The organism is Streptomyces sp. NPDC048479 (assembly GCF_040651435.1).
GTDB lineage: Bacteria > Actinomycetota > Actinomycetes > Streptomycetales > Streptomycetaceae > Streptomyces.
In genome coordinates, this window is record NZ_JBEZKA010000041.1 from 38,929 (window position 1) to 52,674 (window position 13,746).

The window sequence follows — 13,746 nt, forward strand, 5'->3', positions numbered from 1 at the left end:
GCGACTCGCACCCCTCTGATGAGATAGCGCTTACTCGGCCTGGTGCCCGAACAAGGTCCACCCCGCCAGGAGCCGTGTCAAGAGAGTGCGCCTGTTGAACTGCGAACTCGCAGCTCAACAGGGACTGTTGCGGGCTCGACGTCCTCGTCGCCGCCCATGATGCGGCCGAGCGCCTCGCCCGCGATCCGGCCCAGTCGGTCCCGCGGAACCGCTACCGTGGTCAGCGGCGGCGCGGAGAAGCGAGCCATGTCGATCTCGTCGAAGCCGGTCAGTGACATGTCGTCGGGCACCTTGACACCCAGTTCGCAGAAGCGGGCGAGCACGCCCAGCGCGACGAAGTCGTTGTACGCGATCACGGCCGTGGCGCCGCTCTCCAGGGCCGCGGGAGCCGCCGCGTATCCCTCGTCGGTGGTGGATCCGCAGGGCACCGAGTGCACCTCGAGACCGAAGGCTTCGGCACCTGAAAGGGCGCGCAGCCGCTCGCCGTTGGCCCAGGCGTGCTCCGGACCCTCGAGATAGACGACCTTGCGGTGTCCGAGCTGTGCCAGATGCCCGCAGACGGCCATGATCCCGCGGAAGAAGTCCACTGTGATCGAGTGCAGTGCCAGGCCCGCGACCTGGCGGTTGGTGACCAGCATGGGGGTGCCGCGGCCGGCCAGCGCGGCGAGGTCGGCGCGCGGCATCCGGGGTGAGCAGAGCAGCAGCCCGTCCGCGTAACGGATCAGGTCCTCGGTCAGCTCCCGTTCCACATCCGGGTCTTCGTTGGAGTCCATCACCAGGACACGGCTGCCGGCGTCCCGGGCCACGACGGAGACGGATTTGATGATGCCGTGGAAGTAGGGGTTCGCGAGATCGGGGACGAGCACACCGATGGTGCCGGAGCGGCCGCGCGCGAGGCCCTGGGCGGCGGCGCTGGGCCGGTAGCCCAGATCGCCGATGGCGGTCCTGACGCGCTCGGCGAGGTCGGGAGCGACGGTGTCCACGCCGTTCAGTACGCGGGAGACGGTCGCGACAGAGGCCCCGGCCTCCCGTGCGACATCGGCGATTGTGACCCTTTTGGCACGCTTCGCGGCAACCATCAGGACGCTCTCCTTAGCCCGCACGGTTGAGAAACCGGTTTCTCGCCTCAGGAAAGTAGCAGAGCACTAGGCCACTCGGACCATGGCCGTGACTCACGACCGGGCGCACCAGGTCGCGACAGCCGTACGGCCGGGCATCCCGGCCTCACCCGTCCGACCGGCGCCCGACCGGCGCCCGACCGTGCCGTAGGGCTGAACTCCTTACGGACCTGTGACGGCACGGCGCGCAACGCCGGTGAGCAGGGCTTCGGCCCGTAGCGTCGCAGTCATGCGTGTACTCGTCACAGGAGGCGCGGGCTTCATCGGCTCGCAGATCGTCGCGGCTCTCGCCGCTCTCGGCCATGACCCGATCGTGCTCGACGCCCTGCTCCCGGCGGCCCATCCGGTACCCCCACCGATGCCCGACGCCGAATGGATCCACGGAGACGTCCGCGACCGGGCGGTGACGGCGCGCGCACTGCGCGGCGTGGACGCGGTCTGCCACCAGGCGGCCATGGTCGGCCTCGGCAATGACCTCGCGGACGCACCGGAGTACGTGGCCTGCAACGACCTCGGCACGGCCGTCCTGCTGGCCGTCATGGCCGAGGCCGGTGTCACGGAACTCGTGCTGGCGGGCTCCATGGTGGTCTACGGCGAGGGCCGCTACGACTGCCCGCGCCACGGACAGGTGCGGCCGGGACCGCGCGCGGGCGGCGATCTCGCGGCCGGGCGCTTCGAGCCCCGCTGCCCCGACTGTGGCGCCGAGCTGACGTCCGGTCTGGTCGGCGAGGACGCTCCGACGGACCCGCGCAATGTGTACGCGACGACAAAGCTGGCCCAGGAGCATCTGGCCGCGGCGTGGGCCCGCGCCACGGGCGGGCGGGCCGTGGCGCTGCGCTACCACAATGTGTACGGGCCGGGGATGCCGCGCGACACGCCGTACGCGGGCGTGGCCTCGTTCTTCCGGTCCGCGCTGGAGCGGGGTGAGGCGCCGCGGGTCTTCGAGGACGGCCACCAGCGGCGGGACTTCGTCCATGTACGGGACGTGGCGGACGCGAACGCGCTCGCACTGGAGGCGGTACACGGCCGCGAGGCGGGAGTGCTGACCGCGTACAACACGGGCAGCGGGACGCCGCACACGGTCGGTGAGATGGCGGGCGCGCTGGCCGTGGCGCACGGCGGTCCTGCGCCGGTGGTCACCGGGGAGTTCCGGCTGGGCGACGTACGGCACATCACCGCGGACTCGCGACGGATCAGGGCCGAGCTCGGCTGGAAGGCGCGGATCGGCTTCGCGGAAGGGATGGCGGAGTTCGCCACGAGCGGGCTGCGGGGTGGCGTGTCATGACGGGCGGCGGAGTGGATGTCGTGCTTCCGTGTCTGAACGAGGCCGAGGCGCTGCCGTGGGTGCTTGAGCGGATCCCGGACGGATGGCGGGCGATCGTGGTGGACAACGGCTCGACGGACGACTCGGACCGGATCGCCCGCGGGCTGGGCGCGAAGGTGGTGTACGAGGGGCGGCGCGGCTTCGGGGCCGCCTGCCATGCGGGGCTGCTGGCGGCGGAGGCGGAGTATGTCTGCTTCTGCGACTGCGACGCCTCACTGGATCCGGGGCTGCTGACCGGTTTTGTACGCCAAGTTGCCGACGGCGAGAGCGACTTGGTACTGGGCCGGCGACGGCCGCAGACCCGCGGGGCATGGCCGTCGCATGCGCGGGCCGGGAATCTGGCACTGTCGCGCATGCTGCGCCGGCGCACCGGGCTGCGACTGCGCGATCTGGGCCCACTGCGGGCCGCACGCCGCGAGGACCTGCTCGCCCTGGACCTGACCGACCGGCGCAGCGGCTACCCGCTCCAGATGGTGGTCCGTGCGGCGGACGCGGGCTGGCGGGTGACGGAGGTGGATGTCCCGTATCTGCCGAGATCGGGAAAGTCGAAGGTGACGGGGACGTGGCGGGGCACCTGGCAGGCGGTACGGGACATGCGTGCGGTGCTCGCGGAGCCGTCGGCGCGCGGGGTCGGGGGTGGCGTTCGATGAGCTCCTCATCCGCGGGCACGCTGCTCGTCATCGCCAAGGCCCCCGTCCCCGGTCGGGTGAAGACCCGGCTCACCCCCGCGTACTCCCCGGCCGAGGCCGCCTGTCTCGCCGAGGCCGCTCTCCTCGACACCCTCGACGTCGTGCTCGCCACTCCCGCACGCCGACGGGTCCTTGTACTCGACGGTGTACCCGGCGACTGGCTGCCGGCCGGCATCGAGGTCGTACCGCAGTGCGCGGGCGGGCTCGACTCCCGGCTCGCCCATGCCTTCGGGCTCTGCGACGGACCCAGCCTGCTGATCGGAATGGACACCCCACAAGTGACAGTTGAACTCCTCGCCCCCGGACTGGAATTGGGCGAGGGAGAGGCATCCTTCGGCCCGGCCGACGACGGCGGGTTCTGGGCGCTCGGGCTGGCCGAGCCGGATCCCGCGCTGCTGCTCGGGGTGCCGATGTCCGCGTCCAGGACCGGCGCCGTACAGCGAGAGCGGCTCACCGGCGCCTGGCTGACGGTGCGTGATCTGCCGCTGCTGCGGGACGTCGACACGGCGGAAGACGCCAGGCTGGTCGCGGCCGAGGCCCCGCACACCCGGTTCGCCGCGACCCTCGCCGCGCTCGCCGGGACCGGGGCGCGATGACCGCGCCCGCCTGGCAGGCCGATCCGTACACCGACGCTCTGCGCAACGGCCGCGGCCCGCTCTTTCTGCGCCGCCCCGACGGCTGGCTGCTGCCGCTGGAGGTGGAACGCTGGTGCGCCGCGCCGGACGCCGCCGATCTGACCGTGCTGGAGCGCTGCCGAGGGGCGGTGCTCGACATCGGCTGCGGCCCGGGCCGTCTCGTCGCGGCGCTCGCCGAGCTGGGACGGCCGACGCTGGGCATCGATGTGAGCCCCGAGGCGGTTGCCCGCACGGTACGGACGGGCGGCAGCGCGCTGCACCGTTCCGTCTTCGATCCGCTTCCCCGCGAGGGGAGTTGGGGTACGGCGCTGCTCATCGACGGCAATATCGGCATAGGCGGCGACCCCCGCGCCCTGCTGGCCCGCGTGTCCCGCCTCGTCGCCGAGGACGGTGTGCTGCTCGTGGAGACCAACCCGCTCGATGTGGACGAACGCGCCCAGGTCCGCGTCTTCGACGGCGGCAGCGCACAGGGCTCGGCGTTCCCGTGGGCCCGCCTCGGCACTCCCGCGCTGCTCCGGTATGCGCGGGAGTCCGGCTGGGCGGTGCCGAAGTCGGGGGTCGACCGCTGGACTGCCGCCGGGCGCACCTTCGTCGCGCTGCGCCCCGCATAGTCTGCGGCGGCCGGACCCGGATCGGCTGGACCGGCTGTCAGGCCCGGGCCGGGCCGACGTCGGCCGGACCCGGATCGGCTGGGCAGTCGGCCATACCCGGGCCGGCCGCTCGGCCGTGGCGTGGTGCAGCCGCGCTGCGGACCGATACCGGTCGGCTGCTGCCCGCTCGACGTGGCCTGCCACAGCAGGACTCCCCGCTGCCGCTGCCACCTGGCGGTCCGCCCTGCCCAGCCACACACCCATGTCCCGTGGGCCGGCAACCAGTTCGCCGAGGATTCAGCCACGTGGCGCGCGGCGGTAGGCCGTCCACCGGCGCAGCACCCGCATCCCCACCAGCGCTGCGCCCGTGAGCACCGCCACCGCCGCCAGGGCGATCAGCCAGTTGCGCAGATAGTCCAGCGGCAGCACGGAGGCGTTCTTCGGCGCCCCCGGCCTCAGCAGTACCGGCAGCGCGATCACCGTCAGGCAGCCGGCCACCACCATTGCGCCGCGGACCGTGCCGCGGGCAGGGACGGCCGCCAGCAGCAGGCCGGTGCCGAGCACCAGCGGGGCAACGACCCCGTCGTGCAGGACGATCGCGCCCGCCAGCCAGAGCGCCACGTCCTTCAGCTGCCCGCCCGTCACCAGAAGTGACGCGCCGACGGCCATCAGCGCGAGGCCCACCCCGCCCGTCACGAGCCGCATCACATGACCTCCATCCTGGTGACCCACTTCGTCTGCAGTACGCCCGGGCGGTTCGGGGCGATGATGCGCGCCGGGAAGCCGTGGTCGGGGGAGAGCACCTGGCCGTTGAGGCGCAGGGCGAGCAGGGTGAGCGGATCACGGGTGTAGCCGCTGCCCATCTCCATCACGCGGTAGGAGCCGCGCCGCTCCAGCGACACCACCCGTACCGCCGCGTCGGGCCGCGCTCCGGCCCGGTCCAGCAGGTCACGGACGCGTACGCCGGTCCACTCGGCGGACTTGCTCCAGCCCTCCACACAGGCGATGGGCAGGGTCACGGTGTGCTGGGGCAGCGCGGCGAGTTCGTCGAGACTGAGTGCGTACGAGTGTCTGCCGACCACCGTGAGCCGCCAGTCCTGGGTGGACAGCCGCGCCACCCCGGCGGCGGCCGCCGTCCGGTTGACCGGCACGCCCTGCGAGCCGTGGTCCGGGTGTCGTGGTGCGAGCAGGTCGAAGCCTTTCAGCGGGGTGAGGGACTGGCCGACGGTCGTCAGCGTGACCGCACCGACCGCTGCCGCGACGCCGGTCAGCAGAGAGCGGCGGTCCGGTCCGTCCACCGCCGGGAGTTCGAGTGTGCCGGGTGAGCGCTTGCTCCAATGCGCTCTGATCTGCGGGTATTTGACCGCGATATGCAGGACGACCGCACCGAGAAGCAGCCAGGCGACGGCGTAGTGCACGGGTACGAAGGAGAACGGCCACGGGTACCACTGCACGGTGTTGAGCAGCCCGGTGAAGAGCTCGAAGACGGCGGCCGCGACCAGCACCGCCACGGACAGCCGCTCCAGCGCATGGCGCCCCGACCGCAGCGGCGGCCATACGAACAGCCGCGGATAGACCGTCCACAGCTTGGCGAACAGCAGCGGGATCGCCGCGATCCCGCTCGCCACATGCAGGCCCTGGGTCACCCGGTAGCCCCATGACGGCCGGCTCGGCAGCTCGTCCGCGAGCCAGTCCGGCGGGTGCTGCAGATAGTGGCTGATCACCCCGGTCACAAAGCACACGGCTATGGCCCCGCCCAGCCAGCGGCCGATCGAGGTGGCCGTGCGGGCGTCGTGCAGCCTGCCCGAGAAGGCCGGGAGGGCCGGTGAGGAGATCCGGGGCAGTCGAGGCGGTCGGGGCAGTCTGGGTGGTCGGAGCTTCATGTCCCCATAAGACCTCCGCGACGGGCCGCGCGGACGGGTCCAACACCTTACGGAATGCGGACGTCAGAGGGCGGCGCGCGGTCCGGGCCGGTTCCGGCTGCGACGCTGAGCCTGTGATCAACCCGCGTACTCTCGCCACCGGCACCCTGCTCGCGGCCCTGACGGCCGTTCTCGCCCTGACCATCCGCAAGGACGGCTATACCGACGATCCTGCCGGTCTCTCCTGGTGGTACGCCGCCTGCTGGGTGCTGTTCGCCGCGGCGGTCTTCGCGCTGCGCAGGGCTCCGGTGCGCCATGCCGTGGTCCTCGTCGTCGCGGGCGGTATCGCGGTGACCGCGACCGGGCTTCTCGCTCCCCCGCGCACCAGCACCGACTCGTACCGCTACGCCTGGGACGGCAGGGTGCAGGCGGCCGGGATCTCGCCGTACGACCACGCACCCGCCGATCCCGCGCTCGCCGGGCTCCGCGACGACTGGCTCTTCCCGACCGGGACGGCGTGCGAGCTGCCCGAGCGGGTGCGGATCTCCGGTCCCGCGGGCGAGATCCACTGCACCCGGCTCAACCGGCCGCAGGTGCACACCATCTACCCGCCGGTGGCGGAGGGGTACTTCCTGCTCGTCCACGCGCTGTCGCCGGACGGTGTACGGCACAAGGCGCTGCAGACGGGCGGCGCTCTGCTGGCGCTGGGCACCACCGCGGCGCTGCTGCTGGTCCTGCGGCGGCGCGGCGATCCACGGCATGCGGCGTACTGGGCCTGGTGCCCGATCGTGCCGATCGAGGCGGTGAACAATGCGCATGCCGATGTGCTCGGCGTGCTCCTGACGGTGGTGGCATTGGGTGTCGTGGTCCGGCGGCGCGTCCTCGGCGGGGCGCTGCTCGGCGCGGCGATCGTGACCAAGCTGCTGCCTGCCGTGGTGCTGCCGGGCGCGCTGTCCGGTGTTCGGCGGGTGCGGGACGCGGCGGCTGTGCTGTTGCCGGCCGCCGCGGTGGTGGCGCTGAGCTATCTGCCGTACGTCCTCGTCTCCGACGGCTCGGTCTTCGGTTTCCTCGGCGGCTATGTGGAGGAGGAGGGGTACGACGACCCCTCCGCCCGCAACCGCTATGCCCTGCTGCGTCTTGTGCTGCCGGACGACTGGGCGCCTGCCGCGGTGATCGTCGTGATGCTGGTGGTCGTCGTGCAGGTGCTGCGGCGTGGCGATCCCGAACGCCCCTGGAGCGGCGCCCTGTTGGTCACCGGCACCGCCTTTCTGCTGCTGACTCCGGGCTACTCCTGGTACGCGCTGCTGCTGGTGGCGCTGGTCGCCCTCGACGGCCGGTGGGAGTGGTTGGGTGTCGCCGTGGCGGGCGCGGCGAAGTACGTCACCGTGCACATGGACGCCGAGCCGGAGGTGGTGGGCACCACGGCGTACGCGGTCGCAGCCGGCGCGGTGCTCGCCGGCTGCGTACTGCGTCGTCGTTACGGCCGGCAGGTCGGAACGCGTGCCGCCCAGGCGGTCCGGTCGTAGCGGATCACGGCCGGGCCGAGCGGCGCGACCAGGAGCCTCGGGACTGCTCGCATACGGTGCACCCCTACGTGGTCCGTCGGTACTGGGCCCGGATCTCGCCCGGCGTGAGGGCCCGGTCGAGGAACATCAGGTCGTCCATCCGGCAGTTGCAGGGGTTGCCCTCCTTGTTGTTCTGCGGATAGCTGCCGCCGATCTTGATACCGCGCGGGTCGGTCGGCGAGGCGACGTCGGGTTCCGGCGGTCCTTCGACGGCCCACGGATCGCCGGTGAGGGTGTAGAAGCCGGGCACCGGGCGGCCGTTGCGGTAGAGGGCCATCGTGCCGTTGTCGTAGTCGAAGGTCGCCGCGAGGAACACCCATGTGTCCTGCGGCAGCAGCGTCCTCCAGTCGGCGTCGGCGGCGAAGGTCTGCGAACTGGCGCCGTCGACGCGCCTGCCGAGGGACACGACCTTCATCTCGCCGTTGACCGTGATGAGTTCGAGAAGGGCCCGTACGTCATGGCCCTGCGAGGTGCCGTTGAGGATACCTGCCAGTCCGATCGCGCCGTATCGGTCGTCCGGGTTGTCGGAGCCGGAGTTGGGGCTGGGGTTCTCACCGGTCATCTTGAACCAGCCCATGACGGTCGTCTCGCGGACGCCGTTGAAGGCGTGCAGCGTGGGCACACCGGTCGGGCCGTAGACGCCGGCCTTCCAGTCGTCGTTGCCCTTGGTGGTGGGTGAGACCTGTTGTGTCTGCAGAACACGGCCGCGGTCACGATCCCGTACCCGCATCTGTGAACCGCCGTTGACCAACTGGATATCGGTGCCGGACCGGCCCCGGTCACGCTCCCAGGCACGGTTGCCGTGCACCGGGTGCCCGAAGTCGTAGTACGCGATCAGGTTCCGCTTGAGGCTGGGCAGTACATGACCGGATGTGCCGGTCGCGCCTGCGCTTCCCGCGGGTGCGAGCGTCAAGGGCAGCACGGCCACTGCGAGCGCTGCCAGGAGGAGCCCTCTTCTACGGTGACCGGGCACCTTCAGCGGCTTACGCGGCCTTGGGCCGCGCTTGTCCTCGATCGCCGGACGGGCTGGATTTCGCATCGGCCACCTTCCGGGTCTTGTCGCTGACCGGCCTCTTCCTGGCTTGGGCATCCCGCTCACCTCGTCGGCTCGGACTGCACAGAAAGCGCTTCCACTCAGCGCCTGCGCCAAGTTAACAGGACAGCGTTCCGGACAACAGCGGCTCCGAGTTGCCGCGGATCGCACTGCGCCGTCACTGCGGCCGCATGGCCAACTCTGCTGTCTTTACGGCCCGTTGGGCAGAGTCGTACGCTCCGGCCCCATGACCTCACCCGGTATACGCCCCCGAAGAGCGGCCACCCTGCTCGCCACCGTGGGGACCCTTGTCGCCGCCTGCCTCCTGGGCACGGCAACCCCGTCCGGCGCGGCCGAGGATCCGGTGACCGCCCAGGCCACCGTCGTCCCCGTGCAGACCACAGGACCCGCCGACAAGCGCTTCAACATCATCGTTCTCGGCGACGGCTACACCGCCGACGAGATGCCGGCGTTCCGCGCCGATGTCGAGAAGCACCTCAATGTGCTCTGGTCCACCGAGCCGTTCGCCTCGTACCGCTCCTACGTCAATGTGTGGGCGGTGGAGGTTCCCTCCGCCGAGTCGGGTGTGGACTGCGACCCGGGTCTGGACTCACCGCGCCGCGACACGGCCCTGAACATGGGCTTCTGGGGCGGCTGCGACGCCGACAGCGTGCAGCGGCTGCTCACCGTCGACAGCGGTTCGGCGACGGCGCTCGCCGACCTCGTCCCCGGCTCCGCGAACGCGAACCGGCAGATCGTGGCCCTCGCCAACAGCGACACCTACGGCGGCGCCGGCGGCACCTACGCCACGGCCTCCGGCGGCAACGCGCTCTCCTCGCTGATCACCCCGCACGAGATCGGCCACTCGCTGGGCAAGCTCCAGGACGAGTACGACTACTACGCGCGCGGTGTCCCCGGCGGTGCGTACAGCGGCGGCGAGCCCTCTTCCGTCCACCAAACCCTGCTCACGGAGGAGCAGATGAAGCAGCAGCGCGCCAAGTGGTGGCGCTGGCTGGGCGAGAGGAGCGAGTCCGGCGGAGTCATCGGACGGTTCGAGGGCGGGATGTACAGCACCAAGGGCGTCTGGCGGCCCAGCAAGCACTCGATCATGAAGACCCTCGGCTACCCCTTCGACCAGGTCGAGCGCGAGGTGATGGCGCAGAAGATCTCCGCCAAGGTGGACCTTGTCCAGGGGCACACACCGAACACCGCCGCGATCGGCGACGACGGGACGGTGTGGGTGGACACGCTGCATCCGGTCGGCGGTGAGCTCGATGTCGTGTGGCGGCTCGACGGCCGTCCGCTGCGCTTCACCGGCGACGTCCGCACGCTCGATCTACGGCGGATCCACCCGGCCCGCGGCACGCACAGGCTGACGGCCACGGTCACCGACCCCACGCCGTTCGTGCGCGACCCGGCGATCCGCGCGTCCGCGGCGCTGACCCGCACCGTCGCCTGGACCGTTGACGCGGCCGTCACCACCCCGCGCGAGCCTGTCGGGGCCGCCTTCAACGGTCACACCGACACCACGGCCCCGGTGGGCTCGGCATCGGTCGTGTACGCCGACACCACACATCCCGTCGACCGGACTCCGACGGTCCGCTGGGCGCTCGACGGCCGCCCGCTGGCCAACCCGGGCAACGACCGCGATCTCGACCTGGGCGCGCTACGGCTGCGACCCGGCACGCACCGGCTCACAGCCCGTATCGCCGGTACGCCGTCCACACTGACCTGGACGGTGGACGCGGTCCCGGCGACGGCGGCGTACGCGCTCTCGAAGCCCCTGCGTACGGTGCACCGGCCCGGCAGGCCGGTGGAGTACGTCTACGACGGACCCTTCACGATGAAGCTGACGGCCCGCGACGACCGGGCCGGCTCTGTGGTGACGCAGTTCAGGGTCGACGGTGACGGCTGGCAGACGTACTACGGCTGGCCGACCGACGCCGACGCGCCCTTCCTCTTCACCCCGAGCGGCACTGCCATCGACGATCTGGTCTACGGCAAGCTCGGAAGGACGCGCGCGGTGCCGTGGGACGAGGCCACTCCCGACTACGGAACGCACACGATCGAGTACCGGACGCTCGACTCGGCCGGGAATGTCTCGGCGCCGAAGTCGTTCCTCACGACGCTGCTCCCGCCGGGAGCGGCGAAGGGGGCCGCGGCGGGCTGACCAGGCCTTGCGGGCGACGCCGCATGTCGCTCCACGTGTCTCGGCCGGGGAGCGGCGGCCGGGGAATCAGGTGAGGAGGAAGTCCGCCTTCCCCGACTTGGCCCCCTGAATGAACGCGGCGATCTCGCCGGAGGTGTAGATCAGCGCGGGGCCGTCGGGGTCGGAGGACTGACGCACCGCGACCCTGCCGTCGGCGAGCTTCATGGTCTCGAAGCAGTTGCCGCCGTTGCCGCCGCTCCACGGCTTGTGCCAGCCCTCGGCACCCAGCTCGGCCGCGGGCATGCCGTTGTATATGCGATCCATTCACAGCTCCTCGCGGAGATCCCTGAGGATCTCCTTCGTACGTTGTGCAGTCGCGGCCTGCGCAGCCATGCGGTCCAGGACCTCAAGATGCGATGCGACCTCGGGGCGCGCGTCCAGATAGACGGCGCCGGTCAGATATTCGCTGTAGACCATGTCCGGGAGCTCGGGGACGGCGAACCGGAAGAGGACGAACGGCCCATAGGTGCCGGGGTGGTGTCCGGTCGCGAACTCCGCTATCTGCAGAGTGACATGGGGCAGTTCGGCACCTTCGAGCAACCGGTCGATCTGCGCCCGCATGACGCCGGGACCGCCGACGGGCCTGCGGAACACCGTCTCGTCCATGATCACCCAGAGTCTGGGTGCGCCTGGCCTGGTGAGCAGGGACTGGCGTTCCATCCGCAGCGCCACATGGCGCTCGATGTCCGCCGGATCGGTCCGCCCGACGGCTCCGCCGAGCATGATCGCCCGGGCGTAGTCCTCCGTCTGCAGCAGGCCGGGCACAAAGTGCGGTTCGTACGCGCGGATGAGGCCGGCCGCGCCCTCCAGGCTGACGTACATGCTGAACCAGCCCGGCAGTACGTCATGGAAGCGCTGCCACCAGCCCGGCTTATTGGCCTCTTCGGCCAGCTCGATAAAGCCGCGCGCCTCGTCGTCCGCGATCCCGTATGCGCTCAACAGAAGCTGGACATAAGGGATTTTCAGCGCGACCTCGGCCGTCTCCATCCTGCGGATCGTGCCCGCGGCGACACGCAGCACCTTGGCGGCCTCTTCACGCCTGAGACCGGCCCGCTCCCGCAAATCCTGCAAGCGCTTACCGAGAACGACCTGGCCCACGGTTGGGGCGGACCGCGGTTCGCTCACTCCCAGACCTCCCCCTGTGCTGTTGCGAGCAGTGTGCCACGCCCCCGCAGTGATGAATATGCCCACTCTGCAATTTTCAGAGTGGGCCTTGCCAATGTGCGTCCTGCAGGGAGAGAGTGGCCGTGTGAACCGTGACGCGCTCACTCCATGGCACCTGAACCCGTGCCTGGGGGCTCCTCATCACCGGTATGGCTTCGAGCTACCGGCGCGCGTCGAATTTGTCGCCAGTGCCCGAAAGCTCGCCCGCCAGCGGCTGCACCACTGGGGCATAGGCGGCGACATTCACGAAACGGCGATGCTGGTCATCTCCGAACTGGTCACCAACGCGGTCGTGCACACCGCCGGCCATCTGGTCGCCTGCGAACTGCTCAACGGCATCGAGCGCTTGCGCATCACCGTGCACGACCAGGGTTCCGCACCCACCGGCCCACATGTGTGCCGCGCCATCGATGAGGAACGCGGACGCGGGCTGCTGCTGGTCGAGTCCCTGAGCAGCGCCTGGGGTTCGCACGAGTCCCATCTCGGCCCGGGCCGCATGGTGTGGGCCGAACTGCCGCACGAGGACGAACTGCCGTACGGAACAGAAGTGGCGTACTGGTCGGAGAGTCCACGATGAAGAACCTGGCCACCCTCCTCTCGCAGGGCGGCCGCCGTGCCGGCGAGCGCCGGATGACCAGACTGATTCTGCCGCCCGCGCTGCCGGCCACGCTGGGCTGCGACGCCGTGGGCTTGCCCGCCCGGTACGGATTCCGGCTCCTTGGGCGTCTGCCGCGGAACGGCTGTGTATTCGCGGACAATGACTGGTGGTGGTGGATCGTGCCCGCCGGCTCGGACCTCGAGCTGACCTGGCCGCTGCCCTCGCACTACGCCCGCGGTGCATATGTACCGGCGACGAAAGCGCGACTTATCCGCCGGCCCGACGGCACCAGCCCCTACACCCCGCCGATCCCTCTCTATCTGCTGGCCTGCCAGCTCACCGGCATCGCGCCGCTGTGGACGGCCGAGGTCGGCAGTGCACGCGGTGCGTGACCTGAGCGGATCACAAGTCGGCCCGGCGCGGCCCCCGCGGAGATGCGACGGCTAGTCTTCGGGCATGTCAGAAGCCAATTCGAGCCCGGAGCGGCAGGGGCTCACACCACGTCAGGCACGCCGCATACGGATAGCTCTCTCCGCGGTCATCATGATCGCCGTGGGCGCCACCCTGGTGTTGCGGCTCGGCAGCACGCACTCGGTGCTGACCATGGGCTTCTACGGCATCGCGCTGATCCTCTCGGGCAGCGCGCTCGTGCTCAGCCGACAGGGACGTACGCGCGTGGCCACGGCAGTGCTGGGGGTCGGCGTCGCAGTGGCAGTGGCCTCGGAGTGGGCCGTCGCGTCGATGCGCTGACGGCCAGTGCTGACGGCCAGTCAGAGTATGGGCGGGGCACGGGAGAAGCGGGAAAAGGTCAGGCCCCCACCCGGGGGATAGGTGGGGGCCCGGTCTTCGGGTGGATCAGCCTCCGTAGCCGATCAGTAGCGGTAGTGGTCGGGCTTGTACGGGCCCTCGACCTCGACGCCGATGTAGGCGGCCTGCTCGGGGCGGAGCGTGGTCAGCTT

General features: G+C 70.8%; 16 protein-coding genes. 9 read left to right on the forward strand and 7 right to left on the reverse strand.

All coding sequences use genetic code 11. The features are described from left to right. Positions 1-77 precede the first annotated feature (77 nt). On the reverse strand, positions 78-1,079 hold the full coding sequence (locus tag AB0D12_RS37080; RefSeq protein ID WP_362693262.1) for a LacI family DNA-binding transcriptional regulator: 1,002 nt from the start codon (positions 1,077-1,079) through the stop codon (positions 78-80). A gap of 268 nt (positions 1,080-1,347) precedes the next feature. Between AB0D12_RS37080 and AB0D12_RS37085 the strand changes: the two genes are divergently transcribed. The 4 genes from AB0D12_RS37085 to AB0D12_RS37100 are packed head-to-tail and all read left to right on the forward strand — an operon-like array spanning position 1,348 to position 4,377. Further along, on the forward strand, positions 1,348-2,403 hold the full coding sequence (locus tag AB0D12_RS37085; protein WP_362693265.1) for an NAD-dependent epimerase/dehydratase family protein: 1,056 nt from the start codon (positions 1,348-1,350) through the stop codon (positions 2,401-2,403). Beyond that, entirely contained in the window at positions 2,400-3,092 is a 693-nt protein-coding gene (locus AB0D12_RS37090; protein WP_362693268.1) for a glycosyltransferase family 2 protein, read from the forward strand. The genes AB0D12_RS37085 and AB0D12_RS37090 overlap by 4 nt, the downstream gene beginning before the upstream one ends. Then, a complete protein-coding gene (locus tag AB0D12_RS37095; RefSeq protein WP_362693271.1) occupies positions 3,089-3,727 on the forward strand; it encodes a DUF2064 domain-containing protein in 639 nt (212 codons plus the stop codon). The genes AB0D12_RS37090 and AB0D12_RS37095 overlap by 4 nt, the downstream gene beginning before the upstream one ends. Continuing rightward, entirely contained in the window at positions 3,724-4,377 is a 654-nt protein-coding gene (locus AB0D12_RS37100) for a methyltransferase domain-containing protein (RefSeq protein ID WP_362693274.1), read from the forward strand. Before AB0D12_RS37095 ends, AB0D12_RS37100 begins: the two co-directional genes overlap by 4 nt. Positions 4,378-4,653: 276 nt before the next feature. Here the strand turns inward: AB0D12_RS37100 and AB0D12_RS37105 are convergent, their stop codons facing one another. Continuing rightward, a complete protein-coding gene (locus AB0D12_RS37105; RefSeq protein WP_362693277.1) occupies positions 4,654-5,061 on the reverse strand; it encodes a hypothetical protein in 408 nt (135 codons plus the stop codon). Beyond that, positions 5,061-6,239 (reverse strand): molybdopterin-dependent oxidoreductase, encoded by a 1,179-nt coding sequence (locus tag AB0D12_RS37110; RefSeq protein WP_362693280.1) that lies wholly within the window; start codon positions 6,237-6,239, stop codon positions 5,061-5,063. The genes AB0D12_RS37105 and AB0D12_RS37110 overlap by 1 nt, the downstream gene beginning before the upstream one ends. Before the next feature lie 113 nt (positions 6,240-6,352). On the opposite strand from AB0D12_RS37110, the gene AB0D12_RS37115 reads away from it, so the two are divergent. Next, positions 6,353-7,744 carry a glycosyltransferase family 87 protein gene (locus AB0D12_RS37115; protein WP_362693283.1) on the forward strand — a complete coding sequence of 464 codons (1,392 nt, stop codon included), beginning with the start codon at positions 6,353-6,355 and terminating at the stop codon, positions 7,742-7,744. A 64-nt stretch (positions 7,745-7,808) separates the two neighbouring features. Here the strand turns inward: AB0D12_RS37115 and AB0D12_RS37120 are convergent, their stop codons facing one another. Beyond that, on the reverse strand, positions 7,809-8,822 hold the full coding sequence (locus AB0D12_RS37120; RefSeq protein ID WP_362693286.1) for a LamG-like jellyroll fold domain-containing protein: 1,014 nt from the start codon (positions 8,820-8,822) through the stop codon (positions 7,809-7,811). Positions 8,823-9,063: 241 nt separating this feature from the next. On the opposite strand from AB0D12_RS37120, the gene AB0D12_RS37125 reads away from it, so the two are divergent. Beyond that, on the forward strand, positions 9,064-10,986 hold the full coding sequence (locus AB0D12_RS37125) for a M64 family metallopeptidase (RefSeq protein ID WP_362693289.1): 1,923 nt from the start codon (positions 9,064-9,066) through the stop codon (positions 10,984-10,986). A 66-nt stretch (positions 10,987-11,052) separates the two neighbouring features. Here the strand turns inward: AB0D12_RS37125 and AB0D12_RS37130 are convergent, their stop codons facing one another. Together AB0D12_RS37130 and AB0D12_RS37135 are read right to left on the reverse strand one after the other, a co-directional pair. Beyond that, positions 11,053-11,289, reverse strand: a complete 237-nt coding sequence (locus AB0D12_RS37130) for a DUF397 domain-containing protein (RefSeq protein WP_362693292.1) — start codon at positions 11,287-11,289, stop codon at positions 11,053-11,055. After that, positions 11,290-12,150 carry a helix-turn-helix transcriptional regulator gene (locus tag AB0D12_RS37135; protein ID WP_362693295.1) on the reverse strand — a complete coding sequence of 287 codons (861 nt, stop codon included), beginning with the start codon at positions 12,148-12,150 and terminating at the stop codon, positions 11,290-11,292. A gap of 124 nt (positions 12,151-12,274) precedes the next feature. Here AB0D12_RS37135 and AB0D12_RS37140 point away from each other — a divergent pair, with 124 nt between their 5' ends. From AB0D12_RS37140 to AB0D12_RS37150, 3 genes are all read left to right on the forward strand, one after another. After that, complete coding sequence (locus tag AB0D12_RS37140) at positions 12,275-12,766, forward strand: ATP-binding protein (RefSeq protein ID WP_362693297.1); 492 nt, start codon at positions 12,275-12,277, stop codon at positions 12,764-12,766. Positions 12,767-12,819: 53 nt separating this feature from the next. Next, a complete protein-coding gene (locus AB0D12_RS37145) occupies positions 12,820-13,179 on the forward strand; it encodes a hypothetical protein (protein WP_362693302.1) in 360 nt (119 codons plus the stop codon). A gap of 64 nt (positions 13,180-13,243) precedes the next feature. Next, positions 13,244-13,537: a hypothetical protein gene (locus tag AB0D12_RS37150; RefSeq protein WP_326653826.1), complete on the forward strand. Its 294-nt coding sequence runs from the start codon at positions 13,244-13,246 to the stop codon at positions 13,535-13,537. Positions 13,538-13,659: 122 nt separating this feature from the next. Here AB0D12_RS37150 and AB0D12_RS37155 read toward each other — a convergent pair. After that, the coding region (locus AB0D12_RS37155; protein ID WP_362693304.1) for an adenosylhomocysteinase at positions 13,660-13,746 on the reverse strand (87 nt) is incomplete at its 5' end.

Bases quoted from the DNA above. Each gene is read 5' to 3' on its own strand.
- AB0D12_RS37080 (WP_362693262.1), bottom strand. From the start codon at position 1,079: ATGGTTGCCGCGAAGCGTGCCAAAAGGGTCACAATCGCCGATGTCGCA.
- AB0D12_RS37105 (WP_362693277.1), bottom strand. From the start codon at position 5,061: ATGCGGCTCGTGACGGGCGGGGTGGGCCTCGCGCTGATGGCCGTCGGC.
- AB0D12_RS37110 (WP_362693280.1), bottom strand. From the start codon at position 6,239: ATGAAGCTCCGACCACCCAGACTGCCCCGACCGCCTCGACTGCCCCGG.
- AB0D12_RS37090 (WP_362693268.1), top strand. From the start codon at position 2,400: ATGACGGGCGGCGGAGTGGATGTCGTGCTTCCGTGTCTGAACGAGGCC.
- AB0D12_RS37145 (WP_362693302.1), top strand. From the start codon at position 12,820: ATGACCAGACTGATTCTGCCGCCCGCGCTGCCGGCCACGCTGGGCTGC.
- AB0D12_RS37125 (WP_362693289.1), top strand. From the start codon at position 9,064: ATGACCTCACCCGGTATACGCCCCCGAAGAGCGGCCACCCTGCTCGCC.
- AB0D12_RS37100 (WP_362693274.1), top strand. From the start codon at position 3,724: ATGACCGCGCCCGCCTGGCAGGCCGATCCGTACACCGACGCTCTGCGC.
- AB0D12_RS37095 (WP_362693271.1), top strand. From the start codon at position 3,089: ATGAGCTCCTCATCCGCGGGCACGCTGCTCGTCATCGCCAAGGCCCCC.
- AB0D12_RS37130 (WP_362693292.1), bottom strand. From the start codon at position 11,289: ATGGATCGCATATACAACGGCATGCCCGCGGCCGAGCTGGGTGCCGAG.
- AB0D12_RS37120 (WP_362693286.1), bottom strand. From the start codon at position 8,822: ATGCGAAATCCAGCCCGTCCGGCGATCGAGGACAAGCGCGGCCCAAGG.
- AB0D12_RS37085 (WP_362693265.1), top strand. From the start codon at position 1,348: ATGCGTGTACTCGTCACAGGAGGCGCGGGCTTCATCGGCTCGCAGATC.
- AB0D12_RS37150 (WP_326653826.1), top strand. From the start codon at position 13,244: ATGTCAGAAGCCAATTCGAGCCCGGAGCGGCAGGGGCTCACACCACGT.